The organism is Bradyrhizobium sp. 40, from assembly GCF_023100925.1.
GTDB lineage: Bacteria > Pseudomonadota > Alphaproteobacteria > Rhizobiales > Xanthobacteraceae > Bradyrhizobium.
The window spans coordinates 5,994,479-6,021,113 of sequence record NZ_CP064688.1; the positions used below are offsets into that span (position 1 = coordinate 5,994,479).

At 64.4% G+C, this 26,635-nt stretch carries 28 protein-coding genes and 1 tRNA gene; 18 read left to right on the forward strand and 11 right to left on the reverse strand.

The annotated features are described in order from the left end of the window. Positions 1–27 precede the first annotated feature (27 nt). The 5 genes from IVB40_RS28690 to mobB all read right to left on the reverse strand — a co-directional run bounded on the left by IVB40_RS28690 (position 28) and on the right by mobB (position 4,505). Positions 28–315 carry a hypothetical protein gene (locus tag IVB40_RS28690; protein WP_247817024.1) on the reverse strand — a complete coding sequence of 96 codons (288 nt, stop codon included), beginning with the start codon at positions 313–315 and terminating at the stop codon, positions 28–30. A gap of 92 nt (positions 316–407) precedes the next feature. After that, positions 408–2,063 (reverse strand): OFA family MFS transporter, encoded by a 1,656-nt coding sequence (locus IVB40_RS28695; protein ID WP_247817025.1) that lies wholly within the window; start codon positions 2,061–2,063, stop codon positions 408–410. Between the two features lie 318 nt (positions 2,064–2,381). Further along, complete coding sequence (locus IVB40_RS28700) at positions 2,382–2,645, reverse strand: sulfurtransferase TusA family protein (RefSeq protein WP_027567850.1); 264 nt, start codon at positions 2,643–2,645, stop codon at positions 2,382–2,384. 66 nt (positions 2,646–2,711) lie between these two features. After that, positions 2,712–3,968 carry a gephyrin-like molybdotransferase Glp gene (glp, locus tag IVB40_RS28705; protein ID WP_247817026.1) on the reverse strand — a complete coding sequence of 419 codons (1,257 nt, stop codon included), beginning with the start codon at positions 3,966–3,968 and terminating at the stop codon, positions 2,712–2,714. 9 nt (positions 3,969–3,977) lie between these two features. Further along, positions 3,978–4,505, reverse strand: coding sequence for a molybdopterin-guanine dinucleotide biosynthesis protein B (gene mobB / locus IVB40_RS28710; RefSeq protein ID WP_247817027.1), 528 nt, complete (start codon positions 4,503–4,505; stop codon positions 3,978–3,980). Positions 4,506–4,713: 208 nt separating this feature from the next. Between mobB and fdhD the strand changes: the two genes are divergently transcribed. After that, the gene (fdhD, locus tag IVB40_RS28715) at positions 4,714–5,604 is read left to right on the forward strand and encodes a formate dehydrogenase accessory sulfurtransferase FdhD (protein WP_247282632.1); all 891 of its coding nucleotides are present in this window, start codon (positions 4,714–4,716) and stop codon (positions 5,602–5,604) included. Continuing rightward, a complete protein-coding gene (gene mobA / locus IVB40_RS28720; protein ID WP_245287785.1) occupies positions 5,549–6,226 on the forward strand; it encodes a molybdenum cofactor guanylyltransferase MobA in 678 nt (225 codons plus the stop codon). Before fdhD ends, mobA begins: the two co-directional genes overlap by 56 nt. A 7-nt stretch (positions 6,227–6,233) precedes the next feature. On the opposite strand, the gene IVB40_RS28725 is transcribed toward mobA, so the two are convergent. Genes IVB40_RS28725 through IVB40_RS28735 form a run of 3 tightly spaced genes read right to left on the reverse strand, consistent with a single transcriptional unit; the run spans position 6,234 to position 10,190 of the window. Beyond that, positions 6,234–8,183: a molybdopterin biosynthesis protein gene (locus IVB40_RS28725; RefSeq protein WP_247817028.1), complete on the reverse strand. Its 1,950-nt coding sequence runs from the start codon at positions 8,181–8,183 to the stop codon at positions 6,234–6,236. Positions 8,184–8,195: 12 nt separating this feature from the next. Then, on the reverse strand, positions 8,196–9,302 hold the full coding sequence (locus IVB40_RS28730) for a molybdopterin-binding protein (RefSeq protein ID WP_247817029.1): 1,107 nt from the start codon (positions 9,300–9,302) through the stop codon (positions 8,196–8,198). A gap of 54 nt (positions 9,303–9,356) precedes the next feature. Continuing rightward, positions 9,357–10,190 carry a substrate-binding domain-containing protein gene (locus IVB40_RS28735; protein WP_247817030.1) on the reverse strand — a complete coding sequence of 278 codons (834 nt, stop codon included), beginning with the start codon at positions 10,188–10,190 and terminating at the stop codon, positions 9,357–9,359. Between the two features lie 399 nt (positions 10,191–10,589). On the opposite strand from IVB40_RS28735, the gene IVB40_RS28740 reads away from it, so the two are divergent. Continuing rightward, complete coding sequence (locus tag IVB40_RS28740) at positions 10,590–11,483, forward strand: helix-turn-helix transcriptional regulator (RefSeq protein ID WP_247817031.1); 894 nt, start codon at positions 10,590–10,592, stop codon at positions 11,481–11,483. A gap of 100 nt (positions 11,484–11,583) precedes the next feature. Then, complete coding sequence (locus tag IVB40_RS28745) at positions 11,584–12,810, forward strand: ABC transporter substrate-binding protein (RefSeq protein ID WP_027567841.1); 1,227 nt, start codon at positions 11,584–11,586, stop codon at positions 12,808–12,810. Positions 12,811–12,880: 70 nt separating this feature from the next. On the opposite strand, the gene IVB40_RS28750 is transcribed toward IVB40_RS28745, so the two are convergent. Next, the gene (locus IVB40_RS28750) at positions 12,881–13,858 is read right to left on the reverse strand and encodes a TAXI family TRAP transporter solute-binding subunit (protein WP_247817032.1); all 978 of its coding nucleotides are present in this window, start codon (positions 13,856–13,858) and stop codon (positions 12,881–12,883) included. Between the two features lie 107 nt (positions 13,859–13,965). Between IVB40_RS28750 and IVB40_RS28755 the strand changes: the two genes are divergently transcribed. The 3 genes from IVB40_RS28755 to IVB40_RS28765 all read left to right on the forward strand — a co-directional run bounded on the left by IVB40_RS28755 (position 13,966) and on the right by IVB40_RS28765 (position 16,316). Continuing rightward, positions 13,966–14,940: a tripartite tricarboxylate transporter substrate binding protein gene (locus tag IVB40_RS28755; protein ID WP_247817033.1), complete on the forward strand. Its 975-nt coding sequence runs from the start codon at positions 13,966–13,968 to the stop codon at positions 14,938–14,940. A gap of 379 nt (positions 14,941–15,319) precedes the next feature. Then, positions 15,320–15,395, forward strand: a tRNA-Ile gene (locus IVB40_RS28760). Positions 15,396–15,542: 147 nt separating this feature from the next. Further along, on the forward strand, positions 15,543–16,316 hold the full coding sequence (locus tag IVB40_RS28765) for a hypothetical protein (RefSeq protein WP_247817034.1): 774 nt from the start codon (positions 15,543–15,545) through the stop codon (positions 16,314–16,316). Positions 16,317–16,497: 181 nt separating this feature from the next. On the opposite strand, the gene IVB40_RS28770 is transcribed toward IVB40_RS28765, so the two are convergent. Next, positions 16,498–17,175, reverse strand: coding sequence for a TetR/AcrR family transcriptional regulator (locus tag IVB40_RS28770; RefSeq protein WP_247817035.1), 678 nt, complete (start codon positions 17,173–17,175; stop codon positions 16,498–16,500). Between the two features lie 114 nt (positions 17,176–17,289). Here IVB40_RS28770 and IVB40_RS28775 point away from each other — a divergent pair, with 114 nt between their 5' ends. The 7 genes from IVB40_RS28775 (at position 17,290) to IVB40_RS35825 (ending at position 23,564) form a co-directional block, all read left to right on the forward strand. Beyond that, the gene (locus tag IVB40_RS28775; protein ID WP_247817036.1) at positions 17,290–18,183 is read left to right on the forward strand and encodes an NAD(P)/FAD-dependent oxidoreductase; all 894 of its coding nucleotides are present in this window, start codon (positions 17,290–17,292) and stop codon (positions 18,181–18,183) included. 36 nt (positions 18,184–18,219) lie between these two features. Further along, entirely contained in the window at positions 18,220–18,975 is a 756-nt protein-coding gene (locus tag IVB40_RS28780) for an alpha/beta hydrolase (protein ID WP_247817037.1), read from the forward strand. A 154-nt stretch (positions 18,976–19,129) separates the two neighbouring features. Beyond that, entirely contained in the window at positions 19,130–20,056 is a 927-nt protein-coding gene (locus IVB40_RS28785; protein WP_247817038.1) for an NmrA family NAD(P)-binding protein, read from the forward strand. Positions 20,057–20,149: 93 nt separating this feature from the next. Continuing rightward, positions 20,150–21,013: a class I SAM-dependent methyltransferase gene (locus IVB40_RS28790; protein ID WP_247817039.1), complete on the forward strand. Its 864-nt coding sequence runs from the start codon at positions 20,150–20,152 to the stop codon at positions 21,011–21,013. A 270-nt stretch (positions 21,014–21,283) separates the two neighbouring features. Beyond that, a complete protein-coding gene (locus IVB40_RS28795) occupies positions 21,284–22,933 on the forward strand; it encodes an amidohydrolase (RefSeq protein ID WP_247817040.1) in 1,650 nt (549 codons plus the stop codon). A 168-nt stretch (positions 22,934–23,101) separates the two neighbouring features. Then, positions 23,102–23,329: a hypothetical protein gene (locus tag IVB40_RS28800; protein ID WP_247817041.1), complete on the forward strand. Its 228-nt coding sequence runs from the start codon at positions 23,102–23,104 to the stop codon at positions 23,327–23,329. Between the two features lie 106 nt (positions 23,330–23,435). Further along, complete coding sequence (locus IVB40_RS35825; protein ID WP_007600646.1) at positions 23,436–23,564, forward strand: hypothetical protein; 129 nt, start codon at positions 23,436–23,438, stop codon at positions 23,562–23,564. 27 nt (positions 23,565–23,591) lie between these two features. Here IVB40_RS35825 and IVB40_RS28805 read toward each other — a convergent pair whose 3' ends face one another. Continuing rightward, positions 23,592–25,004, reverse strand: a complete 1,413-nt coding sequence (locus IVB40_RS28805; protein ID WP_247817042.1) for an NAD(P)/FAD-dependent oxidoreductase — start codon at positions 25,002–25,004, stop codon at positions 23,592–23,594. A 246-nt stretch (positions 25,005–25,250) separates the two neighbouring features. Here IVB40_RS28805 and IVB40_RS28810 point away from each other — a divergent pair, with 246 nt between their 5' ends. From IVB40_RS28810 to IVB40_RS28825, 4 genes are all read left to right on the forward strand, one after another. Beyond that, entirely contained in the window at positions 25,251–25,460 is a 210-nt protein-coding gene (locus tag IVB40_RS28810) for a hypothetical protein (protein ID WP_247282614.1), read from the forward strand. Positions 25,461–25,579: 119 nt separating this feature from the next. Further along, the gene (locus IVB40_RS28815) at positions 25,580–25,759 is read left to right on the forward strand and encodes a hypothetical protein (RefSeq protein WP_027568146.1); all 180 of its coding nucleotides are present in this window, start codon (positions 25,580–25,582) and stop codon (positions 25,757–25,759) included. Between the two features lie 242 nt (positions 25,760–26,001). Beyond that, positions 26,002–26,214 carry a hypothetical protein gene (locus IVB40_RS28820; RefSeq protein WP_245287811.1) on the forward strand — a complete coding sequence of 71 codons (213 nt, stop codon included), beginning with the start codon at positions 26,002–26,004 and terminating at the stop codon, positions 26,212–26,214. 100 nt (positions 26,215–26,314) lie between these two features. Continuing rightward, positions 26,315–26,608 (forward strand): hypothetical protein, encoded by a 294-nt coding sequence (locus IVB40_RS28825; protein WP_247357202.1) that lies wholly within the window; start codon positions 26,315–26,317, stop codon positions 26,606–26,608. Positions 26,609–26,635 lie beyond the last annotated feature (27 nt).

Consider the following 26,635-nt stretch of genomic DNA (forward strand, 5'->3'; position numbering starts at 1 on the left):
TACGCGTGCGCCAGACGGAACCCTATCTCAGGTCTTGCTCATGCACTCTTCGATGTAGAACCAGCGGTCATCGCCGGCGAGGCCCTTGGCCTTCACGTCGGCGCGGCAGGCTTTCAGCTTCGGCTTGTTGGCTGCCCATTTCGCCTTCATGTCTTTCAGCTTTTGCATGGTGAGTTTCATCTTGCCAGGCTTGGCTTCGGTCGTTGCAGCAGGCGCCGCCGGTGTCGTTGTCGTCTGCGCGGATGCGGCATGAAGGCCAGCGACGAGCAACACGGCCGCAAGGCAAATTCGAAGGCAAGTTCGGGTGCGAATCATTTCAATCCCCCTAAGTCCCATTCTTGATGATGTCTGAAAGGCCAACGAAGCGGGACGCCTGATGAGCATCCCGCTTCTGTCTCAACGGCGGATCAGAAGATCTTGACCGCGCTCTCCAATGTCTTCCAAACACCCCAAAGCAGGGGAACGCCCACAAAGGCCCAGAACAGCGCCGCCTTGGCGTCGAGCCCGCCAAATCCGATGCCGTAGGAGCCGTGCGGCCCCGCGGCGGCGGCGTTGGCGCTTGCCGCCTGCAACTTGGCGACATCAGCCTCCTTCATATGCCATTTCGAATCGACCGGCTTGATCAGGTAGTTGCAAATTAGGCCCGCGATCAGCATGGCGCACAGGATGTACATGGTGGTGTTGTAGAGTTGGTCGCGTGGCACGCCTGCCGCGAGTTGGAACTCGCGGATGTAGTTGACGACGACGGGGCCGATGATGCCCGCGGTGGACCACGCCGTCAGCAGCCGGCCATGGATGGCGCCGACGAACTGGGTTCCGAACATGTCGGCGAGGTAGGCCGGCACGGTGGCGAAGCCGCCGCCATACATCGACAGGATGATGCCGAAGCCAAGCACGAACAGCAGCTTCGAACCCATCGCCGCAAAAGTCGGCGCCAGCGCGTAGAGCACGATGCCGAGGATGAAGAACGTATAGTAAGTATTCTTGCGCCCGATCTTGTCCGACAGCGATGCCCAGAAGAAGCGGCCGCCGATGTTGAACAGCGACAGCAATCCGGCGAAGCCCGCGGCGATCGCGGCAATCTGCGCCTTCTGTCCCGCATCAAGCGCATTGAAGCCGACGCTAGGCAGGCCGATCAATTTACCGGCGAAGATCTCCTGGAGCATCGGCGAGGCCATGCCGATCACGCCGATGCCGGCCGACACGTTCAGGCACAGCACCCACCAGATCAACCAGAACTGCGGCGTCTTGTGCGCGTCGTTGAGATGGACGTTGGCCTTCGAGATCATCGCGTTGGCCTTCGACGGCGCGGTCCAGCCCTCGGGCTGCCAGCCAGGCGGCGGCAAACGATAGCGGAACGCGCCGATCATCATGAACACGAAGTAGATGACGCCCATGGTGACGAAGGTCTCCCAGACGCCGACCGAGGTCGGGGTCTTGAAGTAGTTCATCAACAGGTTCGCCAGCGGTGCGCCGATCATGGCGCCGCCGCCAAAACCCATGATGGCCATGCCGGTCGCCATGCCGCGGCGGTCCGGGAACCATTTCACCAGCGTTGACACCGGCGAGATATAGCCAAGGCCGAGACCGATGCCGCCGATCACGCCCGAACCCAGCCACAACAACCAGAGCTGATGGGTGTAAACCCCGATCGCACCGAGGAAGAGGCCGCCGCACCAGCACAGCGCCGAGACGAAGCCGGCCTTGCGCGGGCCCACGCGCTCCAGCCAGCCGCCCCAGACCGCAGCCGCGATACCGAGCAGCACGAAAAAGAGCGTGTACATCCATCCCATGCTGGCGACCTTCCAGTCGCAGCTGGTCGTGAACAGCTCCTGAAACAGCGACATCTCTGCGCACGCCTTCGGCGCGGTCACTCCGATCGCGCGCGACAGCGGCAGCCAGAAGACCGAGAAGCCGTAGGCCATGCCGATGCAGAGATGGATGCACAGGGCGGCCGGTGGCACCAGCCAGCGATTGAACCCCGCGGTCGCGATGGTCCGCTCGCGATCCAGAAAACCTGCGCCGGCACCCGAAAGTGTTCCAGCGCTCTCGATGGTAGACATGCATTCCTCCCCTGAAGCCGCCCTTCTGAACGGCCTGCCACGACGGTCCTGTTCCTCAGCCTGCAGCGCAGCCTTTGTCCCTGCTGCTCCGCACAATGATCGACGCGCGCCAGGATCGTCACGCGCATCCGAGACGTTAAACCCCTAACCTCGGGGGCTATGCCCGACGCCACGGCCGGGCTTCTTTCGATGGCCCATTTGCTCCGCATATCGCAGGCAAGACTCGACCTCCGCGTCTCGGCGGAGGAACTCAATTGGGGCAGAAGTGGTGATCGATGTCGATAGACAAAAGGTAGGTATCAACCGAGTGACCGCCGGCTAAGTGGGCGGCGCACCATTGAAATTTTCTATCGATCGATTGGCCTTCTCAATCAAGAACACGATACGCGCGTCGTTGCGCTCGGTGATCTCCACCGTGTCGCCGGTCTCTCGGATCAGGTTCGGAATGTCAATCACCGACAGGGGATCGGTGCAGTACACTTCGAGCTGATCGCCCGGCTGCAACGGCTTCAGCGCTTTGCGCGTCTTCAGGGCGGGCAGCGGGCATTTCAATCCGGTGAGATCGAGCGTCGTTCTGGTCATCGGCGCAACATGGCGGGAGGGGTCGATGGCGTCAACGCTTGGACAGCGCCAACATAGCACTCAGACTCAGAGCAAATCGGCATAGGACAAGAAACCCACGCTCTGCCCCGGCTCGACACGCGTAACCTCCTCATCGAGCTCGATGAGGCCGTCGGTGTCGACCAGAGAGGATAACAGCCCCGCGCCCTCGCGTGGAAACTTGATTGCCTCGAGTGCGCCGTCCTGCATGCGCCGCAAGGAGGCGCGAACATACTCGCGACGCCCCGCCTTCTTCTTGTAGGTGAACGCCGCGCGCACCGGGATCGGCAACGGCGGCGCCGGCAGGCTGCCCGCAAGCGCCAGCACCGTCGGCCGCACCACATGCACGAAGGTGACGAAACTCGCGACGGGATTGCCCGGCAATCCGATCAGCGGCGTGCCCTCGATGATGCCCATCGCCACGGGCCGTCCCGGCTTGATCGCCATCCGCCACAACACCAGCGAGCCGATGCTCTCGACTGCCGCCTTGACGTGATCCTCTTCCCCGGTCGATACGCCGCCGGTGGTGAGGATCAGATCGTGCGTGCCGGCGACTTGCTTGAGGCCATTCGCAAGCGAGATACGTTCGTCGCGCAAGATGCCGAGATCGCTGACGTCGCAGCCGAGCCGGCGCAGCATCGCCATCAGCATGAAGCGGTTGGAGTCGAACAGCTGCGAGGCCGCGCGCGGCTCGCCGGGCGAGGCCAGTTCGTCACCGGTCGAGAACACCGCGACACGGATGCGCCTGACGACGTCGAGCCTGACCAGGCCGAACGCCGCCGCGAGCGCGACATGCTGCGGCAGCAAGCGCTGGCCTGCGCGCAGCGCAATGTGGCCCTGGGGAATGTCCTCTCCCGCAGGGCGGACATTCGCACCCGGCTTCAGCCCCGGCGGCAGCACAATTCGGCCGGCATCGTCGACGCGGACGTCTTCCTGCATGAAGACGGTTTCGGCATCCGGCGGCATCGGCGCGCCGGTGAAAATGCGCGCGGTGTGGCCGGCCTTGATCGGCGCCAGTGCCAGACCGCCGGCCTGGATGCGGCCGTCGAGCGGGAGTGCCCGCTCGGCGCTATCAGGAAGATCTGCGTTGCGCACGGCGTAGCCGTCAACAGCGGAATTGGTGAAGGGCGGCAACGGCAGCGGCGCCGCGATATCTCGAGCCAGCACGCGCCCATCGGCATCGACCAGCGCCACGGTTTCGAGATCGACAATCGCGTTGACGCGCGTCGTGATCAGGCCAACGGCCTCGGCGACCGACATCATCGGTCCGCCGAAGGCAAAACAATCGTCCGACAGTTGCGCCATGGTGCCTCGTCAGCGCATCGCAGCGCTTTTCGCGACCGCTTCCTCGACCGGCATCGCCGCGCGCAGCAGCAATTCCGCGGCAGCGGCGATATCGTCGAGATGGACGGTCGGCAGTCGGGTTTCAATGGCAACGTCGGCCGCGATCCCGAAAATTCCGGGATCATCGGGAAACAGCAACGGCTTGTCGTTGGCGGCGCGATGCACCTCGATCTTGCGATGCGGCTCGCGCTTGAAACCCTCGACAATGACGAGATCGACGGCCGACAATTTGCTCAACAGTTCCGGCAGACGCGGCTCCGCCGCTCCGCGCAATTCGTGCATCAGCGCCCAGCGATTTGACGAAGCAACCAGCACCTCGGCCGCGCCGGCCTCGCGATGGCGCCAGGAATCCTTGCCGGGCACGTCGACGTCGAACTGGTGATGCGCATGCTTGATGACAGAGACGCGCAAGCCAAGCGCATGGAAATGCGGGATCAGCCGCGTCAACAACGTGGTCTTGCCCGCACCGCTCCAGCCTGCAAGGCCGATGACTTTCATTCCAGCTCCGTCTCCGCGAGCGACCCGGTCCTTGATGGAACCACCCTCTCCTCCGTCATTGCGAGCGCAGCGAGGCAATCCAGGAATGCATCCACGGCGGCAGCCTGGATTGCTTCGCTTCGCTCGCAATGACGAATAGGCGGCATTTCGTTCTCTCGCTAGCATGCTTATATCGGCTTGATCCGAATGTCATGCTAACGTCGCGGCCATGATGAAAATCGACAAAGCCCCAACGCCCCTGATCGTCCCTGACACGGACGACCCGCGTCTCACCGAGAGCGTGACCGGGACCGACCAGTCCGGCGCCAGGATCGAGATCAAGGTGCCGGTGGAGCGCCCCCTGACGCTCTACCTGAATTCGCAGGAGATCGTCACCATGATGACGATCGGCGACTATCCGGAGTATCTGGCGCTGGGCTATTTGCTCAACCAGAATATGCTGAAGTATAATGACGCGGTCACCGAGGTCGAATACGACGACGACCTGCAGGTGGTGGTGGTGCGCACCGAGCACCACACCAATTTCGAAGCCAAGCTGAAGAAGCGCACGCAGACATCGGGCTGCGCGCAGGGCACCGCCTTCGGCGATCTGCTGGAGGCGGTCGAGAGCGTCGCGTTGCCGAAGGCGGAGCTGCGTACCTCCTGGCTCTACCAGATGACCCAGACCATCAACACCATGCCCTCGCTCTATCTGGAGGCCGGCGCGATCCACGGCTGCGTGCTGTGCAGGGAGGGCGACCCGCTCTGCTACACCGAAGATGTCGGCCGTCACAACGCCGTCGACAAGATCGCAGGCTGGATGTACCGCCACGGCGTCGATGCATCCGACAAGATCCTTTATACCACCGGACGGCTCACCTCTGAGATGGTGATCAAGACTGTCCGCATGGGAATTCCGATTTTGGTGTCGCGCTCCGGCTTCACCGCCTGGGGCGTCGATCTCGCCCGGCAGGTGGGATTGACCCTGGTCGGCCGCGCACGCGGCAAACGGTTCATCGCGTTGTCGGGGGCAGAGCGCATCGTCTACGACCAGAACCTCGCTTATGTCGAGGAGGAATCGGCCAAGCACAAGCGCAAGGGTGAAAGTGGTGACGATTAGCTTTCCGACCACGCAAGGCGTGCTGCTCGCCGGCGGCCTCGCGCGGCGTATGGGCGGCGGCGACAAGCCGATGCGCACCATCGCCGGCCGCACCATCCTGGAACGCGTAATCGCACGCCTGAAGCCGCAATGCAGCGGCCTGATCCTCAATGCCAACGGCGATCCCGACCGCTTCGCTCCGTTCGGTTTGCAGGTCGTTGCCGACGACGTGCCCGGCTTTCCCGGTCCGCTCGCCGGCATCCTTGCCGCGCTCGACTGGACCGCGGCGAACCGGCCTGAGGTGGAATGGGTGCTCAGTGCCGCCGGCGACTGTCCGTTCCTGCCGCGAAATTTGATCGCGCGCTTGCATGAAGAACGCATCGCGGCGAATGCCGAGCTCGCCGTTGCGGCGTCAGGTGGCCAGTCGCATCCGGTGATCGGCTTGTGGCGGGTTGGCTTGCGCGACGAACTGCGTCACGCGCTGGTGGTCGAGGATCTCCGCAAGATTGACCGCTGGACCGCACGCTATCCGCTCGCGACGGTGACGTGGCCGACGGAGCCGCTCGATCCGTTCTTCAATGCCAACACGGTCGAGGATATCGCGGAAGCCGAGCGGCTGGCCGCACTGGATGCGGCGTCCTAACCAAGCTCTACGCCGGCCGGAATCCGGCCCGCTCCAGCGCGGCGCGCGCTTCGTCCGAACCGAGTGCGGCGAGAAAGGCCTGTACCGCAGGACGCTGCTTGCGCGCCGTCACCAACGCGAAGTCATAATGTTCCTCCGCGAGCGGAATGAAACCGAGGCCGACCGCATGGGCGACCGGCGCAATGGTCACGCCCCAGTCGACGCGGTGCTGTGCGACCGCCGCGGCCACCGCGTTGTGCGAGCGTGGCTGGTTCCAGTAGCCTTCCGGGCGCGCGCCACCGAGCAACCGCTCGATCAGGATGCGCGTGCCGGCGCCCTGGTTGCGGTTGACCATGATGCAGGAGGAATCAGCGAGCGCCGCGACGACGGCGTCCTTCGCGCTGTGGCCTTCGAAACGCTTGTCGCCCTTGCGAAACACGATGCCCTGCATCCGCCGCCAGCCTGGCACGAGCTCGAGCCCTTCGACGAGGTAAGGCGTATTGTAAGTCTCGCTCTTGTCGTCGAACAGATGGATCGGCGCCAGATCGCATTCGCCGCGCCGTGCCGCCGCAAGTCCGCCGAGACTGCCGACCGCGATCGAGCGCACGGTCAGGCCGGCATGCGCGAGTTGCGCCGTGACGAGATCGAGGCCGGTGCAATGGCTGCCGACGATCACGAGATCGGGCACCCGCACATGCGGCGTGAAAAGCGTCACTTCGGCTTCGCTCCCGGCCGGCATCTGGTCGGCGAGCGCGTCGATGCGCAGAAAGCCGTCGGCCTGCGCGAACGACGTGATCGCACCGGACCCCTTGCCGGAGGGATAGGCGATCAAGCCGTCCTTGCCATCTACCAGCGAGACCATGACGAATTCTGTGCGGCCGAGCTCGGAAGCAATGCGCACCGGCACAGTCGCGCTCACCCTGGCATCAGAACGCGGCGGCAGTCCGGCCATTTTGCGCAGCACCGGCACGATCATGTCGTGAAAGGTGAACATCGCCGAGGTCGGAAAACCCGGCAGGATCACGACCGGCTTGCCGTCGCACACCGCAAGGCACAGCGGCTTGCCGGGCTTGAGCGCAATGCCATGCGCGATGATGCCGGGCTTGCCGAGCCGGCCGATGATGCGATGGGAAAGATCGCCGGCGCCTTTCGACGTGCCGCCGGAGAGCACCAGCATGTCAGCGTCCGCCAGCGCACGCCGCATGGCGGCTTCGAGCTGGGCTTCGTCGTCGGGAATGGCGCCGAGGAAAACCGCCTCTCCGCCGTTCTCGTCGATCGCAGCAGTGACGATCGCGCCGTTGGTGTCGTAGATCGCAGCAGGCGCGAGCACCTCGCCCGGCTGAACCAGTTCATCGCCGGTGGAGATCACGGCAACACGAGGTTTGCGCACGACGCGCACCTCGGCAAGGCCGCAGGCCGCCAGCATGCCGACCTCGCGCGAGCCGATGATCGTGCCGGCGCGCAGCAGCGCCTCGCCGCGCGCGATATCGGACCCTGCGTAGGATATGAATTGCCCGGGCGAGGTCGCGCGCCGGACGTCGATCGCACCGGATCCCGCCGGCTGAGTATGCTCGACCATGACCACGGCATCGGCACCGCGCGGCAGCGGACCGCCGGTGGCAATCGGCGTTGCCGTTCCCGCAGCGACTTGCAGCGCCGGTACGGTGCCGCAGTGAATAGTCTCGCCATTCAATCCAAGGCGAACCGCCGCGCCTTCGCCGGCTGTCGCAAGGTCCGCTGAGCGCACCGCGAAGCCGTCGACATTGGAACGGTCGAACGGCGGTACGTCGATTGGCGCAGTGATGTCTTCAGCGAGCGACGCACCGAGCGCAGCACCGAGTTTGCGCATTTCACTCAGAAGCGCGCGCGGGAACAGCGCGCCCTCGAAGCGAGCCATGGCCTCCTCGCGGGAAAGGATTTTGAGGAACTGTTCCTGTTCGAGCGCGCTGCGGACTTGCGATTGCGGGATCATGGTCATGCTAAACCCATATCATTCCCACATCAGATAGGCATCGACCGGCGCGCCCGCTGCAAATCCCTCGTGACTGGCGGGAACAAGCAGCCATGCATCCGCGCGGGCAATTGCCTGGAGCGGCCATTCTCCTACCGCAAGTGGCACCCACGCATGATGTTCCTCGGCCAGCAGGACCATTTCGGCGATGCCGACGCTGGATGCAATTTTTCGCGCGAGCGGCAAGGTTACCTGTCGGCGTGGCAGCCGAGCCGACAGAAGGTCGACGAGCGGCAGCACGAGCGCGAGCCAGACCGCGAGCGCGTGATCCGGTGATCCGGGCAAGCCGACGACAGGAATCGTTCCGAGCCGCCCGATCGCGGCGGAGCGTCCGGGCTGGAGCGCAAGACCATGGGCGAGCACGTCACCATGCTGGGCCAGAGCGGTGACCGCTGCATCCTTGCGACCGACACCGCTGCCGCCGATCGTCAGCAGGAGATCGCAGGTGGGCGCCCCGAACGCTTCCGCGATCGATTCCGCGTCGCGCGCACCGGCCTCGCTCGTTTGCACATCCAGTCCTGCGGCGCGTGCGATGTCCGCAATCAGATGCATGGTCGCCGTTGCAGCTGGTACATTGACAATGCGCAGTCGCGGACGGCGCACGCTCAGCCGGTCCAGTCCGGCGGCACGCGCGAGCAACAGAGCGGCAGGACCAAGCGCATTCCCCTCTGCCGCGGCAGGCGTGCGTCCGTCGATGTCACTTCCCGCGCGCCGGACGCCCTGCCCCGGCACGCCCTCCGCCAACACCTGGGCGAGCGGACCAGACACCTCGACCGCGTCGGCATCGAGCACGCAGTCGCATCCCGCGGGCATTGCGTCGCCGGCATCGACCCAGGCCGGCGCTGTTCCGAGAGGCAGCGGTGAATAGGAGGACGCGCCGACCAGATCATTGGCGCACAATGCCCAGCCGTCCGCGGCAGCGACGTCACGAGACGGTCGGGCTGGGAGCAGCGGATTGCCCGCCGCGATGCAGCCGGCCGCTTCAATCAGCTGCAACTCCATCGGCGCGAGCGGATCAAGCCCTGTCAGCAACGCGGCGAGCGCGGTGTCGAGCGGCGTCAGCGATGGCGGCAGGCGCTGGGTCATGCGCCATGATGGACCATGCATCGCACGGTTTGGCAATCGCTGGCGATACGAACGTCAGCCGCCCGATTTGTCCGCGTTGGGGAAGAACAGCTGCTGTCCGTCGACCTTGTATCCGGCGATCGCCGCCTGCCCGCCGGGCGAGATCAGCCAGTCGACGAAGTCTTGCCCCAGCTCCTTCTTCACGTTCGGAAACTTCAAAGGGTTCACCAGCATCACGCCGTACTGATTGAGCAGCCGCTTGTCGCCTTCGACCACGATGTCGAGATCGCCGCGATCCCGAAAAGCGATCCAGCTGCCGCGGTCGGACAGCACATAGGCGTTCGCCGTGCGCGCTGCGTCGAGGGCGGAAGCCATGTCCTGCTTGGCTTCGCGATACCAGGCGCCCTTGGTGCGGGCGATGTCGATGCCGGCGACGATCCAGAGCGCGAGCTCCGCGGCATGCGTGCCCGAGCGGTCGCCGCGCGTCACGAACGGCGCGCCCTTGGCTTCGATCGCCTTCAGCGCGGTCGCGATGTCCTTGCCCTTGACGCCGGCCGGATCGCTCTTCGGCCCGATCAGCACATAGTCGTTGTACATCACGTCGAAGCGCTTCGCGGCAAACCCGTCGGCGACGAATTTCTCCTCCTGCGGCCGCGCATGCATCAGCACGACGTCGACTTCGCCCCTTCGCGGCCCCTCGAGCACCTCGTCGGCGCGCCGCGCGATCACGGTCACGTCGATGCCGGTCTTGTCACGGAAGATCGGCAGCAGGTAATCGAGCAGGCCGGACTCCTGCGTCGCTGTGGTCGTGGCGAGCACGATGGCGCGGTCCTCCGCGGATGACGCCGCAACGCCCGCGGCAAGGCCGCAGAGAAGTGCGAGTGCAACGGAGAGGCGGCGGACGGCCATGATCGGGTTCCCACTGGCTATGACGCGCTCATGATGATGATCGATTGCGCCGCACTCGTGACGCGTTTGCTCGTTGCAGCGTTGGATGCGGACAACAACAGATAGAGCGCGGGTCAAACCACTACCGGCGACAGACTTTACCCTTCGCGTCGGGCGCCGACGACTCGGGAAATCTCGGCAACGCGCGGAGCGGCACGCCGATTGCTGTTGCGCGCGACAGCCGCAAGATCCGTTCCGCGCGAGCGATTCAGGATCGTTCACCAAAGCAGAGATCGCGCGTGGGATGTGTTGCAAAGCAGCGAGATGATCGGGCATGGTCGTGGCGGACAAAACTGGAAATGCAGAATTCCACCTGCGTCGAACTCCAAAAAGAAGCAAGAATTTGCATAGGAATGCAGGATGGAATTCCTGACGACCAGCGAAGCCGCCGACTATCTTCGGCTCGGCGAACGCAAGCTTTACGAACTCGTCACCACCGGCGCGATCCCATGCACCAAGGTGACCGGAAAGTGGCTCTTCCCGCGGCACGAGCTCGACCTCTGGGTGCTGTCCGGACTGGCGCGTCCGGCCGGCATGCTGATCGCTGAGCCGCCGCCGGTCGTCGGCGGCAGCCAGGACGAGCTGCTGGATTGGGGTCTGCGCGAATCCGGCTCGGGCCTGGGATCGATGAGCGAGGGCAGCGCGCGCGGGCTCGAGCGCTTGCAGCGCGACGAGGTGATGGCCGTGGCCGTGCACTTCCACAGCCTCGATGCAGACGGCAATCTCGCCGCCGACGCCAATGCGACGGTCCTGCGTGACGCTCCGGACCTGCATGATGCATTGCTGGTCGCGTTCGTGCGTCGCGAGCAGGGTCTCGTGCTGCCACCGGGCAATCCCAAGCGGCTGCGCGGCCTTTCCGACGTGCTCGCGCTCGGGGCCAAGGTGGCGATGCGCCAACAGGGCACGGGCGCGCAGATGCTGCTCGATGTGCTGCTGAAGCGCGCCGGCGCCTCGACGCGCGATTTGCGCCGGATCGAGACGCCCGCCCTGACCGGGCCGGATCTCGCCGACATCGTCCGCGCGGGACAGGCCGATTGCGGCATCGCGACGCGTGCGTCCGCGCGCTCGGCCGGCCTTGATTTCGTGCCGCTGGTCTGGGAGAACTTCGACCTCGCGATGCGGCAGCGCAGCTATTTCCGCCCCGCCATGCAGGGCCTGATCCGGTTCCTCAGCGAAAAGCGGTTGCTCCAGCGCGCCGAGGAGCTGACCGGCTACGATCCCTCCCCGGCCGGACAAATCCGCTTCGCCGCCTGACGTTGACGCCCGCCCCCAAATAGTTGCAAAAGAAACCAATTCAGCCGGGCCATACCCGGAGGGCACACCGGCCAACGCGCCGGATCAGGGGAGGACAAGCATGAAGCCAACAAGATTTGGACTGCCGGTTGCTGCCGGCTTTGCAGCAACGTTCCTGGCGGCGCTGATGCCGGGCGCTGCGATGGCGCAGGTGTCCGACGACGTCGTCAAGATCGGCGTGCTCACCGACATGAACGGTCCGGCCTCGGCGCCGACCGGCCAGGGCTCGGTGACGGCGGCGCAGATGGCGATCGACGATTTCGGCGGCACCGTGCTCGGCAAGCCGATCAGCATCGTCGTCGGCGACCACCAGCTCAAGGCCGACATCGGCGGCGCGATTGCGCGGCGCTGGTACGACGTCGACCAGGTCGATCTGATCGTCGACGTGCCGGTCTCCGCGGTCGGGCTCGCGGTGCAGAACATGGCCAACGAGAAGAAGCGGCTGTTCATCACCCACTCCACCGGCACCGCGGATTTCCACGGCAAGTTCTGCTCGCCCTATGCGATCCAGTGGGTGTTCGACACCCGCGCGCTCGCGGTCGGCACCGCGGACGCCGTGGTCAAGCGCGGCGGCGACAGCTGGTTCTTCATCACCGACGACTATGCCTTCGGCCATTCGCTGGAGCGCGACGCCTCGGCGGTGGTGACCGCCAATGGCGGCAAGGTGCTGGGCTCGGTGAAGCCGCCCCTGGCAACGCCCGACCTCTCCTCGTTCGTGCTGCAGGCGCAGTCCTCCAAGGCCAAGATCATCGGCATCGCGGCGGGTCCGCCCAACAACATGAACGAGATCAAGACCGGCTCCGAGTTCGGCGTGTTCAAGGGCGGCCAGCAGATGGCGGCGCTGCTGGCGCTGATCACCGACATCCATGGCCTCGGCCTGCAGGCGGCCCAAGGGCTGTTGCTGACGACCTCGTTCTATTGGGACCTGGACGACAAGACCCGCGAATGGTCGAAGCGCTATTTCGCCAAGATGAACAAGATGCCGTCGATGTGGCAGGCCGGCGTCTATTCGAGCGTGATGCACTATCTCAACGCCATCAAGGAGACCGGCACCGACGATCCGCTCAAGGTCGCAGCCAAGATGCGGGAAAAGCCGATCGAGGATTTCTTCGCCCGCAACGGCAAACTGCGTGAGGACAATCTGATGGTGCACGACCTCTGGCTGGTGCAGGTGAAGACGCCGGAGGAGAGCAAATATCCGTGGGACTATTACAAGATCCTCACGACGATCTCGGGCGACAAGGCGTTCGGCCCGCCGGACCCGGCGTGTGCGATGGTGAAGAAGTGAGATTGGCGAATGGGGAGTAGCGAGTAGCGAATAGGGCAGACTCCATTCGCTACTCGCAATTCGCCATTCGCTAATTCACCACCCCGATCTCGCGAAAATACTTCATCACGCCGGGATGGATCAGCTCGGGCTTCGGCGCGGCGGCGACCGTGTTTGCGGCCGTGGTCTCGCAGGCCTGCGCGAGCTGCTTGCAGAATGTCGGCTCGACACCGTGAAGCGTCTTCGCGAGACGATAGGCGACATCGTCGGGCAAATCTTCGCGCGTCAGCACAAAGCTCCAGGACCCCAGCGAGGCGATCGGCTCGGATTGTTTCGGGTAGCTGCCGGCCGGCACGGTGAGCGGCTTGAGGAACGCGTGCTTGGCGCGGATGCGGGCGATCTCCTCGGCACTGGGCGCGATGAAGCGCGCACCTGATACGCTCGAGGCCACCGCCGCAAAACCGGGCCAGCCGATGCCGGCGCCCCAGAGTGCAGCGACGCGGCCGTCCTCGACCATCGCGGGGCCGTCGCCGGCGCGGTCGAGATAGATCGCCTTGAAGTCCTCGTCCTGCTTCAACCCGAGCCCATCGAGCACGTAGCGCGCCAGGATCGGCAGGCCGGAGCCCTTGGCGCCGAATGCGACGGGCTGACCGACGAGATCGCGGATGGTCTTGTAGGGACTGTCCGCGCGCACCACGAACATGCCGGGGTTGGAATAGATCGCGGTAAGGATCTTCAACCGTACCGGCGCGCGGCCGATGCCGGCGAAGGCTTCATATGCCGGCTCGCCCGCGACCAGAGCGAGATCGAGCTCGCCCTTCTCCAAGAGCGGAATGTTCTCGTTGCTGCCTTTGGTGTTGCGCGGGGCAATGGTGACTTGCGGATCGGCCGCGTTCATCGCTTGGGCAAAAGCGTTGCCATAGAGCGGAAAGCCGCCGCCGGGCGTCGCGGTGCCCAAGCTGATCGTCAGGCTGGGTGTCGAGGTCGGAATGGCGTTGCCTCCGGTTTGAGCGGCGGCGGGGCTTGAAAGCAGCACCGCGCCGAGAACAAGGGTGATCGCGAATCTCATGGTCGGTCCCGGCGGGGGCGCGTCAACATCGACTTGCGGCGATGTAGGCAGCGCCCCGATTTTGTGAAAGCATGCAGTCCAACGACAATAGAACAATGGGAGGCGTCATGTTGCGAATTTTGCGTAACAGTGTTTTCGGGCTGGTTTTCCTTTCAACGCTGTTGGGCGCCGCACCTCCCGCCGCTGCCGCTTATCCCGACCGTCCCGTGCACTGGATGATCGGCTTCTCCGCCGGCGGCCCGGTCGACATCGTGGCGCGGATCATGGCGAACTGGCTGTCGGACCGCTTCGGCCAGCAATTCATCGTCGAGAACAAGGCCGGCTCCGGCGGCAACATCGCGGCGGGCGCCGCGATCGCCTCGCCGCCGGACGGCTACACGCTGCTGTTCGTCGCGCCCAACAACGCGATCTCGACCTCGCTCTACAAGAAGCTGCCGTTCGACTTCCTGCGAGACACCGTGCCGGTCGCCAGCATCATGCAGCTCACCAACATGCTGGTCGTCTCCAACGCGTTTCCGGCGAAGACGGTTCAGGAGTTCATCGACTACTGCAAGGCCAACCCTGGCAAGATCTCCTTTGCCTCGTCCGGCAACGGCACCTCGGTGCACATGTCGGCGGAGCTGTTCAAGGTGATGACCAAGTGCGACATGGTGCACGTGCCCTATCGGGGATCTGCGATCGCCTTCCCCGACATCATCTCCAACAAGGTGCAGCTGATCTTCGACAACCTCCCTTCCGCGATGGAGCAGGCCAAGGGCGGCAACGTCCGCGCGCTCGGCGTCACCTCGCCGCAGCGTTGGCCGAGCGTACCCGACGTGCCCGCGATCGCAGAGACGTTGCCCGGCTTCGAATCGGTCGGCTTCTACGGCATCTCCGCACCGAAGGGCACGCCGCCTGATGTGATCGAGATCCTCAACAAGGCCGTCAACGAGGCGCTGAAGGACCCGAAGCTGGTCGCGCGCCTTACTGAAACCGGCGGCATCCCCAAGCCGATGACGCCGGCCGAGTTCGGCAAGCTGGTCACCGACGAGACCGAGAAGTGGCGCAAGGTGGTGGAGTTCGCCGGGGTCTCGGTGGACTAGGCCTCTGGAACTGCCGCGCGCCAGCGCTGCCAACGCGACATCGGAGGGGATCGGAAGACCCCTCCCAACAAAATGTGCGAAAACAACCCCATGCACAGTAGAAAGAGCAAGCGATCACAAGGGGTTACGGAATCAAAAAAACGAGCCCCCGCTGGCGCGATTGCCAGAGGGCGGGGCGAAGGCTCGGCGAGGGAGGGCTTGCTCCGTCGGGCAAAACAGGATTATAAGGGCATCATCGCAGAATTCGGGTTTTCAAAAATATCAGGCCTTGCGCGCCGGCGTTTCCATCCGCCAGACCCAGCATTGCACCCCCGCCTCCGTCCCTGTAAACGAACCGCGCACCGTTGCCGGCCGCAGCTTTCGCGGCCGTCTCGCGGCGGGGCCTGTAGCTCAATGGTTAGAGCCGGCCGCTCATAACGGTCTGGTTGCAGGTTCGAGTCCTGCCGGGCCCACCAGCCTTCGCTCGCTTCGCGAGCTTCGGCTAGGCAAGCCGGTGCCTCTTAGACTTTTTGATCGAGGACCGCGGGCCTGCGCGCGTAAACTGTCCTTGCCCTCGCTCAATGGTTGCGCTTGCATCGACTCTTTCGGCGGGGGAATTCAGCGTGCGTATTTTAGTCTTGGTGGCGGCTTGCGCCGCGCTCACCGGCTGCATGACGGCGGGCGAAACGGTCTCGTTCAAAGCTTCTAATCCACAGCAACAAGCTCTCATGAGGGATGGGCAGCCTGCTCTCGTCTCGCGGCAAAAGAGCTCCCTGGTCCTCGTTCGGCCGGCATCCCGACAGCTCCAAGCGAACGGCCGGCCCGTGTTCGTGGTCGGCATCAACAATCTCGGCCGTCAACCGGTCGAGTTTCGAGTCGGGCAAGTTGAAGCCGTCCAGCACGCCGCGGGGTCCGACTTCGAAATGAAGATCGTGACATACGAGATGCTTGTTCAAGAGGAGAAGAACCGGCAGGTCGCGGCTGCGCTTCTGACCGGGGTCGCCGCCGGCGCCAACGCCTACGGCGCATCGCGAGCAGGACATGGCACCTATACGACCCCAAGTGGCCGGACCGGCTCATTCTACAGCCCGACAGCCGCGGCGATCGCGCAAGGCAACGCGGCCGCACAAAATGACGCGATGATTTCCGGGACGATTGAAGCAGGTCAACGCAACATGGCCGTGCTCGAGCAAGCGGTGATCAAGGACAACACGCTCTTGCCCGGCGAATGGTACGGAGGCCAACTACACCTCGCGCCGCCCACTGATCAGGCCGGCGCGCAAAAGAGCTATACTGTGGTGATCACCGTAGGATCGGATCGCCACGTGATCGATGTGGCGCAAGGCGCGCCTGGGCGTGACAGGTCCAACTTGATCGATATCGCGGAACTAGGATGACCGTGCACTCAATGATGCGCTTCCGCTTTAATAGGCGTCCGGCGAGTTAAATGCACCGTCACCCTAATACCTCCATCCCTGTAAACGAACCGCGCAGCGTTGCCCGCCGCTGCCAAAATGGCCGTCTCGCGGCGGGGCCTGTAGCTCAATGGTTATTTTGACGACATCGGTCACGCACGATTCAAATTTCGTCTTTTGACCTTGGGGCAGGCAAATATCCGCCCACGTGGTCGTTGCCACCGTGCGCGGCAATGAACATGGCGACGGCCGACCGGCAATAGGATTCGATTTCGTCGTCGTCCTCTGCTCTCGCCTGATCGAAGCGTGCGATCATCAGGAGATCGGATCCTTTGAAAAGCGCGGCAAACAAGCGGGCGGACCGGAGAGGATCGGGCACATTCAGAAGCGCCTTCGCGTGCAACTGACGCAACAGGGCCTCGATTTGGGCGATGACATGCGCGGGGCGGGTTTCGTAATGGAGCTTGCTTAACGACTTTTGATTGGTCGTGTCGGCCATGATCATGGCTTCGACATTGCGGACATCTGATCTCAACAGCGTGCGAAGCAGGGATGATCCCACCGCCATGAGCTGATCTTCGGCCGAACCATCGACGCCTTCAAAAAGGGCCTGTGTAAACTGATGGCAGCCGGCCGCGATGGCCGCGCTGAACAGCGCCTCCTTGTTCTCGAAGTGTCTGTAGATGCTGAGCTTGGATATCTTCGCCCGCTGGGCGACCTTGTCCAAGGTCGTCGCTTGAAAACCCAATTCCACAAAGAGTTCGCGCGCGGCGTCAAGGATCGTTTGGCCAAGCGCCTCGTTGGCGGGCCGCCCGCGCCGTCCCTGTCTGTTTTCGGTCACCACAATTCCAGTACTTGACAGTATTCTAATACTTGAATTACGATACCACGCAGTGTCTGAAATATGCAAGCCATTGGGCAGGTTTCCACCTGTACTCCCACGGAGCCCATCACCATGGATGACGTCATCATCATCGGCGGCAGCTTTGCCGGTCTCGCCGGCGCCCTGCAGCTCGGCCGTGCCCGCCGCAAGGTCACCGTTCTCGATACCGGCCTGCCGCGCAACCGCTTCGCTGGCCACTCGCATGGCCTGCTCGGCCACGATCACAAGGCGCCGCTGGACATCTTGGCCGAGGCGCGACAGCAGCTGGCGCGTTATCCCACGATCAAGCTGGTCAGTGCCCGGGCCGACAGCGTCTCCGGCGCCATCGACGGTTTCTCTGTCCTCACCGGCGATGGCGAAAGCCTTGGGGCGCGGCGCTTGATGCTGAGCTATGGCGTCGCCGACCAGATGCCTGACGTTCCGGGCTTTGCCGAAAGCTGGGGGACGTCAATCGTGCCCTGCCCCTATTGCGACGGCTTTGAAGTCGCCGGCCAGCATTGGGGCCTCGTCTGGTCCGGCCCGCAGTCGCACAATCAGGCCAGGCTGTTCCTCGACTGGACCGACAAGTTGACTGTCTTTGCCGATGGTCGCGACATTCCGCCTGATATTAAGGCCGATCTGGCGCGCCGCAACATACCTGTCGTCAATGGCCGGATCACCGGGATCGCCCATCACGAGGGGCATATCGCCACCGTCAATCTCGATACCGGCCGCAAGGTCGCAGTCGACATCCTGTTCGCCCATCCGCGCACCAAGCCGTCCGCGAGCCTGCATGAATCACTGGGCCTCGCCACGGTGGATACGCCCGGCGGCATCGTTCTCAAGGTCGACGAGCGCCGCCAAACAAGCATGCCCGGCATCTACGCCGCCGGCGACCTCACCACGCCCTTCTTGCCCTCGGTCACCACGGCATCATGGCAAGGCGCGATGGCGGGTATCTTCGCCCAGCAGTCGATGCTGGTTTGAGATCAAAGTCCCTTTTACCCGAAATCAGGATCTCCGATGATCGACGACCTTCCCATTGTGCTCCTCCATGGCTCCGCCACCGGCTCCCACTCCTGGGCCGCAGTCCGCACGGGTCTGGAGGCGCGCGGCGCCAGGGCGTTGGCACCCGACATGCTCGGCTACGGACGGTCGCCGACACCGAGCGAGGCGTGGCAGCCAAAGGACGAGGTTTCCCACCTGCGCGGCTGGCTCGACATGCAGGGCGTCGGCGCGTTCCACCTCGTCACCCACTCACTCGGGGCATTTTTCGGACTTCACCTGCGGCTGGCCGTCGGGTCTCGCGTGGCGCGGCTCACGTTGATCGATCCTGTGGTCGTCAGCGTGCTGCGCGTGCTCGGGGAAGAAGACGCCCTGCGCGAGGGGCAGACCCTCTGCGATCGGTTCATGCGCGCGTGGCCGGATCACGGTGCGGCCGCCTGCCTGCTGGTGGAGCACTGGAGCGGCGCCGGCACGTGGAACGCGCTGGGCGAGAAGGGGCGTGCGCTGGTTACACGGCTCGCACCGCGGCTAAGGCTCGAGATGACCGCCAGCGCAGCCGATCGGACCACGCTCGCCGAGTTCACCTCGACCGCGGTGCCGACCTTGGTGCTCGTCGGCGAGCGGACGTCGGCCGCTCCGCGGTCGGTGAGCCGTCTGCTCGCGGGAGCGTTCGACGCCCGCACGGTCGTTGTCCCCGGCGCTGCACACATGATCCCGCTGACCCACCCCGCCGCGGTCGTCGAGGCGATTCACGCCGACATGGTGGCGTCGTGAGTCGCGCCGAGCAGAAACGGCACAGCCGAGACGCGACGTCCGCGGGCACTACCAATTCAACATCAGGTCCACGACTCGCCAGTGAAGTTGTTCGGTCACACCATTCTCGTCACCGGCACGAGCGCCGTTATTGGTCTCGCGGAGAAACCTTGACATGAAACACTCCCATCCCATCCTTGTCACCGGTGCCGCTGGCCAAGTTGGAGCGATCGGACCGAGCGTGACGAAGTCTCTGCTGGAGCGCGGGCTGAAGGTGCGCGCCATGGTCCGGCAGGATGACGGCCGGGCGGAATCGCTGAGGGCACTTGGTGCCGAGGTGATCGTCGGAGATCTGCTCGACCTGGACGCGGTGCACCGCGCCGTGGATGGCTGCAAGCGCCTGTACTTCAGCATGTCGGCCAGCGAGAAGTATCTCGAGGCTACGACGAACGTGGCGGCGGTTGCCCGGCACCATGGCGTCGAAGCATTCGTCAACATGTCGCAGATGACGGTCTCGGAGATGAGCATCCGCGAGACCGCGCGCAGCCCGCAGCACAAGCAGCACTGGCTGGCCGAGCAGGTGTTGCGGTGGAGCGGCTTGCCGGTGGTCACGATCCGTCCCACCGCCTTCATGGACGCGTTCTTCTGGCGATTTGCCGTTCCGACTATCACCGCTCAGAACGCGCTGATGTTGCCCTTCGGAGAGGCAAAGACGTCGCCAATCGCCGCCCACGATGTTGCGCGGTGCGTGACAGAGGTGTTGGTGAATCCCGAGTCTCACCTTGGAAAGGTTTACGAACTGACCGGTCCCCGTGCGGAGACTCTTCGCGAGGTCGCCGAAGATTTCACAAGAGTCTTGGGGCGTCCAATCACCTACATGAACATTCCGTTGGAACCGTGGCTGGAGAGCCTGCGATCCTTTGGCGCATCCGCACACGTGGTCGCGCACTTGGAGTCGATGGCACTGCTGCACCGGGACGGCCGATACGACCGATCCTCGGACGATGTGAACCTGCTGACCGGTGTGTCGCCGATGTCGGTCGAGGACTTTGTGCGCGCGCATCGGGACGACTTTCAGAAGGCAGACGCGCGCAAGCCGTAATCTTTCGCTTATAGGCCGGATGAACTGCATCGTCTCGGAAGTCCCCGGCGGTCGCCACTGCTTCCAGTGACCGGGCCAGAACAAGGACATGTCATGGCAAAGCACAATGCCGATCAGGTCGCCGACTGGAATGGCCAAAGCGGGGAGCGCTGGGTCGCCCACCAGGCCCGGCTCGATGCCAGGGTGGCGGTGTTCGGCCAGGCCGCGATCGAAGCCGCAGCGCCCGCCACGGGCGAACGCGTGCTGGACATCGGCTGCGGCGCGGGCGCGTCGAGTCTGGCTCTGGCCGCCCGCGTCGGCGCGGGGGGCTATGTGCTGGGCGTAGACATATCCGAACCGCTGATCGGCCGAGCGCGCGCGCTTGCGCCACCGGATACGCCGGTCCAGTTCCGAGTGGCCGACGCTGGCAGAGCCGAGCTGCCCGAGGGCGCGTTCGACATCCTGTTCTCGCGTTTCGGGGTGATGTTCTTTGACGATCCTACGGCGGCGTTCGCTCATATGCGCCGTGCGCTCAAGCCGGGCGGGCGGGTCGCTTTCGTCTGCTGGCGTGGTGCGGCCGAGAACGATTGGGTGCGGTTGCCGATGGACGCGATCAAAGGCATCGTCCCGCCGACGGCGCCGCCCGATCCCGAAGTGCCCGGCCCATTCTCGTTCGGCGACCGGGGGCGGGTGGTTCGCATCCTGATGGCGGCCGGCTTCACCGATATCGCTATCGCGCCCTTCGATGTTTCCATCCCGTTTGGCGAGGGCGAGACGCGGGACGCGGCGGTCGACGACGCGGTGAAGATGACGTTCGAGGTCGGCCCGCTAGCGCGCGCGCTCGCTGATCAGCCCGACGACATCCGCGCCCGCGCCTCGGCCGCGGTTCGTGCCGCCTTCGCGGGACGCGCCGGCGAGCGTTCGGTGATGATCGACAGAGCGACCTGGATCGTCACGGCGCGCAATCCGGCAAGCTGACAAGGGATTAGCAGGGGAGACGCCCCGCTCGGTGCAAAGCGAGTGAGGCTGCCGCGCGGAAGCCCATCGGGCGAAGGCGGGCTGCAACATCAATTGCTTGAGCCGTTACCGAACTTTCCAGTGGACCGGCTGATTTTGTTGGTGCCAGACGTGGTCAAGATCACGACACTCCCCGTTGCGACACGCGATGTCCGCGAGCGCATCCAGCGCCGGATGTGTGGCGTCGCACCCGCCTCTCTCATTCCTGCCTCTCTCATTTCGGGACTGAACATGCGCAAGCTTCTGGCGATTCTGGTGATCTCGTGCTGGGCCAGCTTGGTTCACGCACAAAAGGCCGACCTGATTGTCACGAACGCAAAAATCGTGACGCTGGATGCCGCGTCGACGATCGCGCAGGCTCTCGCCGTCCGCGACGGCAAGATCGTCGCGATTGGCGGCAACGATGCCGTGGAAGGCCTGGTCGGGCCCGCGACGCGCCGCGTTGACGCAGGTGGACGCACGATCATCCCGGGATTGATCGATTCGCATATTCACGCCGTGCGCGCCGGATTGACCTACGCAACCGAGGTCAACTGGATCGGCGCGAAGACGATTCCCGAGGCCATGGAACGCTTGCGCCAGGCGGCCAAAGCGCGGCCGGCGTCCTGGATCATCGTGGCCGGTGGCTGGAGCGACTTGCAATTTGCGGAGAAGCGGCGGCCAACGCTCGCCGAGGTGATGTCGGCCGTTCCCGACAATCCGGCTTACATCCAGCTGTTCTATTCGGCGGTGCTGATGACGCCGAAAGCGCAGCAAGCGCTCGGGATGTCCGCGGATCAGTTGCCGGCCGGTATCACGGCCGAACCCGCCGCGTCGGGCGACGGCACGGGCTGGCTCAACGGCTCCATTGTCAGCATCTCCGCACTGTTCGATCGACTGCCGAGGCCGAACTTCGATGAGAATGTCGCCGGGACCCGGCAGTTCTTCACGGAGCTCAATCGTCTTGGCGTGACCGGGATCGTGGATCCCGGCGGCTTCAGCATCTATCCCAGCCACTATGCCGCCCTGCAAAAGCTCTGGCGTGACAAATCATTGTCGGTTCGCGTTGCCTTCAGCCTGTTCGCCCAGAATGTCGGCGCGGAATTCGAGGAATACAAGAACCTCACGCCGTTCCTGCCGATGGGATTCGGCGACGACATGCTGCGGTTCAACGGACTAGGCGAGCGCATCACCGGCGCCATGTACAACAACAACGCGCCCGACGCGGCCGCCAAGGACAAGTTCCGCGAGATCATTCGCTGGGCGGCCAAGCAAGGGCTGACCGTCACCATCCATTGGCAGGAAGACAAATCCGTCCATCACCTCCTGGACCTCTATGACGAGGTCAACAAGGAGACGCCGCTCGCGCCGCTGCGCTGGTCCATCGCCCATCTCGACAACACCTCGCCCCAAACGCTGGCGCGCATGAAAGCCCTCGGTGTCGGCTGGACCATGCAGGACGCGATGTATCTCGGCGGCGACCGTATCGTGGCGCAGGCCGGCGAAGCCGCGCGCAGCATGCCACCCATCGTCACGGCGTTGCGCACGGGCGTCCATGTCGGAGCCGGCACGGATGCGCATCGGGTCGCATCCTACAATCCGTTCGTGGCGCTGCAATGGATGCTCGACGGCAAGACCGTCGGCGGACTCTCGACGCGCGGCCCGGACGAAACACCCAGCCGCGAAGATGCCTTGCGCCTCTACACCGTGGGAAGCGCGTGGTTCTGCTTCGACGAGACCCGGCGCGGCACGTTAGAGACCGGCAAGCTCGCCGACTTCGCGATTCTCGATCGGGATTTCATGTCCGCCCCCGTCGAGCAAATCGGCGCCACGGCGTCGCTGCTGACGGTCGTGGGCGGCAAGGTCGTCTACGCCGCGGATGCTTTCTCGGGCGCGAAATAGAAGCTGGAGGCCTGAAGGCGAGCATCTGCCCTGCGGGCTACGCGGCAGCCGCGCGGAAAACGAGGGGCGACGCGTGGTGTCCGGCGCAGCCTGAACGAGGTGAGAGCAACTAAACCGCAGATCCGGCATTATCCCCGCGCTACGGAGCCGTTTCGCGGAGGTCTGACGATGGAAGACCAGAATCGGATGACCCTGGTTTTGAGTGCTATCGCCCTCGCCGTTGCCATCGTGGCCACGATCACGATGGAGCGCGTCAACATGCCTGCGGTCAGCAACGACGCAGCTCCCGGAACAGTTGGACTCGCCAGGCCGCACCCACCGCTGGACCGCGCGGCCGGTGAGCCGATCCAGACGGTCGGCGGCCCGTCCAGCGCGAGTATTCGCGGACGTCCCTGATCGAACGCCGGGATTACGGCACAGCACTCTTGATGATTTCTGCCGCTTTCGCGGGTTCAATATCCTATACAAGGCGCCCGTCCCCCTCCCGCGGCAGGAGCCATCCATGACCAGTGAAAAAGGCCCGAACATCAAGAAGAAGCAGAAATGCAAGAACTGCGAGGGCAAAGGCCTGCTCAAGAAGGGCGACAAGGTGGTGAAGTGCCAGCGCTGCAAGGGCACGGGCGTGCGGTGACGATGGGTTGATGACCGCCCCGCCGCGCTAATTCGCGCGGACGCCGCCGGCAAAGTGCTTCTCGACGATGTATTTCGAATGGGCGACGATCGGCTCGACCAGCTCGAAGTCGGTGGCGCCGCCGACGTAGAACGTGCGGTCGGCGCCCTGCATGCGGGCGAGGTCGGCATAGATGCCGGTCTTGATCTGGTCCGGCGTGAAGTGCTGGAAATAGGTGAACTCGTCGAACGTGTGCCAGCGCGGCTGGCTGGTGTCGATCGTGCCGCCGAGCAGTTTGGTCAGTCGCTTGACCTCCGCGATGACCTCGTCGCCGGTCTGCTGGTCCCTGGGGCGCGTGTAGAACTGCGTGAACATGTTGCCGCTGTCCTGGAACTGCCGCGCGACGGCCCATGGCGTACCCTGTGCGGTGAGCGGCAGCACCGGCGCGACCGGCGCATCCATCTTCATGTCGATCCAGAACGTCGTCATGCAGTACGGATTGAACGTGATCTCGTGATTCACTTTCTGCTCCGCGGCATTGGGAGCAAGGCCGAGCTGCGCGAACACGTCCTTCGTCAACGGACAGGCGAGCACCAGATAGTCATAGAGCTTGCTGTCCTTGACGATCTTGAGCTCGTTCAGATCCTGCTCGGGATACTCCATGTCGATCCGGACGCCGGCCGCCGTGCGCTCGATTTTGGTGATGTTGACGTTGAGCCGGACGTTGAAGCGCCAGGACACCCGTTCCCACAGCCGCTGAAACCCGTCGGTGAAGCGCCGCGGCCAGCTCCCGATGATCCAGTTGACCGGGCCGAGGCCGAACACCATCGGAAAGAACGTCCGAACCGACATGTAGCGCAGCGCATAGGGCGTCGCGATGTCGTCGAGCTGGCCGTAGCCCATGATCGTGATCGGAAACTGGAACAGGGTGGCGAGCGGCATCAAATCCTGTTTTGCGAGCCAGAACTTGAAGTCGACGCAGAGCTCGGGGCGCTCGTGGATCTTGTCGAGATAATCAGGCGCGTCGATGACGCCGCTCAGCTGCCAGCGAATATAAAGATATCGAACCGCCGCCCAGAGGAAAGTCCACACCGAGATCGTGGACTTGGTGCAGGGATCGTAGAGCACGGCATCCCTGAGCGATCGGTAGGTGAAGCTGTTGCCATCCGGCGCGATGTCGATCGAGGTATAGGGCTCTTCGGCATAGGTGGTGGCGCCGACCTCCGCCGCGATCGCCAGCGTCTCCTGGTAGGCCCAGGTGACGTAATTGGCGCCGAGGTCATAGCTCATGCCGTCGACGGTGAGACTCTTGCAGAGCCCGCCGATCTGGCCGAGCTTCTCCAGCACCGTGACGTTGTGAAACCCGTTCTTCGACAGGAACCATGCGGTCGACAGGCCCGCCGGGCCCGCGCCGATGATTGCAATGGTCGCGTGGCAGTCGACTGCGTCGATGCGGGTCATGGGTTTTCCAGGGTGAAGCGCGGATGTGTCGGGCCGATCCCGACGATGACGCCGTGACGCGGCGGCATCATTCAACTTGAGATCGACCATGAGCCGGCATGCATACTGATGGTTTTCCGGCCGCGACGCAAGCTGTGGTTGTGATCGATTCCGCCATCCCGCAAATGGGAGCCGTCCCGGCGTGTGCAACCTCGATTGGCACTTCCTGCGGCAAGGCGCGTTGCGGTCTTGTCGAAGGAGATGCAGATGACCAAGACCGACGCGCAAGGCGCCAAGACCGGGACATCGCCGACGGATTCGGCAGCGCTCAACCCCGGCGATGAAGCCGCACCGGGGACGACGGGCACCGGCGAAGACGTGTGCCCCGATTGCCATGGCAAGGGACGGATCGACGGCGCGCCCTGCGCGACGTGCGGCGGCAGCGGCACCGTGATCCGGGCCGTCGGCGGGGCCTGAGCAAAGCGCGGGAGCGCGGTGCTTGAGCCAGGCTGTGGCTTTCGATCGCAGCTTCATTGTTCCAGCAACGAACAGCCTGCATCCGTGTTTTCGGGATGCGAGACACAATGAGGCGCGCCATGACCAGGGATCCCGGACTGAAGCCCGACGATTTTCCCATCGAAGCCGACAAGGACAAGCTCAGGACCCACAAGGGCGAGCCGGTCGCCTCGGCCGAGTCGGAGAAGATCGCGGATCAGATCGCCGAACGGCTGAACGAGCATGCCCACCGGGAAGAGCAGGATCGTTGGTCGGCCTAGACGCTTCGCCTTGCCCGGCATCAATCCGGGAAGAGCAATGCCGATAGGAACGGCTTTGTAGGAACGACCTGGGGCCGTTGCGTATTGGGCCGCGCCGGGTCGTTGCGATTCCGGCACTGGCGGCCTCGGCTCGAAGCCCCGCCCCCGGGCCACAGGCCGGGGCCGCCTGATGGGGATCAGCCCGTCATCTTAACCCGTCATGGAGCGCTGCGCGAAAGACCATGGAGGCGCCCACACCAGGGATGCAAAACCCGCTTCGACAGGCGCGGCTCTACGGCTACCTGATCGAACGCGAGGGCGCGCTGTTTCATCCCGGCGGCGGCCACCCGCTGTGCAGCGCAGGCATGACGCGACGCATGATCGAGGCTGGCTGGCTGGTGAAAGCCGGCGACCACTATGAGCTGACGCCGCAAGCGCAGGAAATGATCGCCTCGCGCGCGATGAGTTCGGGGTAGTCGTCGGCGCTGGCGCGGCATTTCCGCCCCCGCGCAGGAACGGGTGCGTGCCGAGATCTTTGCCTCGGCACGACATGCGACGTCAAGCAAAGGAGCGCACATGAAAAAGCTGGTTCTCGCGGGGCTCGTTGCGGCTCTCGCATTTCCTCCTGCCGCATTCGCGCAAGGCGCGGGTGCCTCCAGGACCGGGTCGAGCATCGACTCGCCGGGCACCGGCGGCACGACGGGAGCGGGAGCCTCCAGCCTCAACACGTCATCGGACAACAATGGCGGCGGCGCGAACGCACCGGCCAAATCGTCGACGACGCGGCCAGGCGACAACGACACAAGGCAAACGCAAGGAGGCCAGCAGGCCATCCCAGGTTCCGGCTCCACGGGAGCGAACCGCAAATAGGCGCGCCGCGAACGATTGACCGATTGC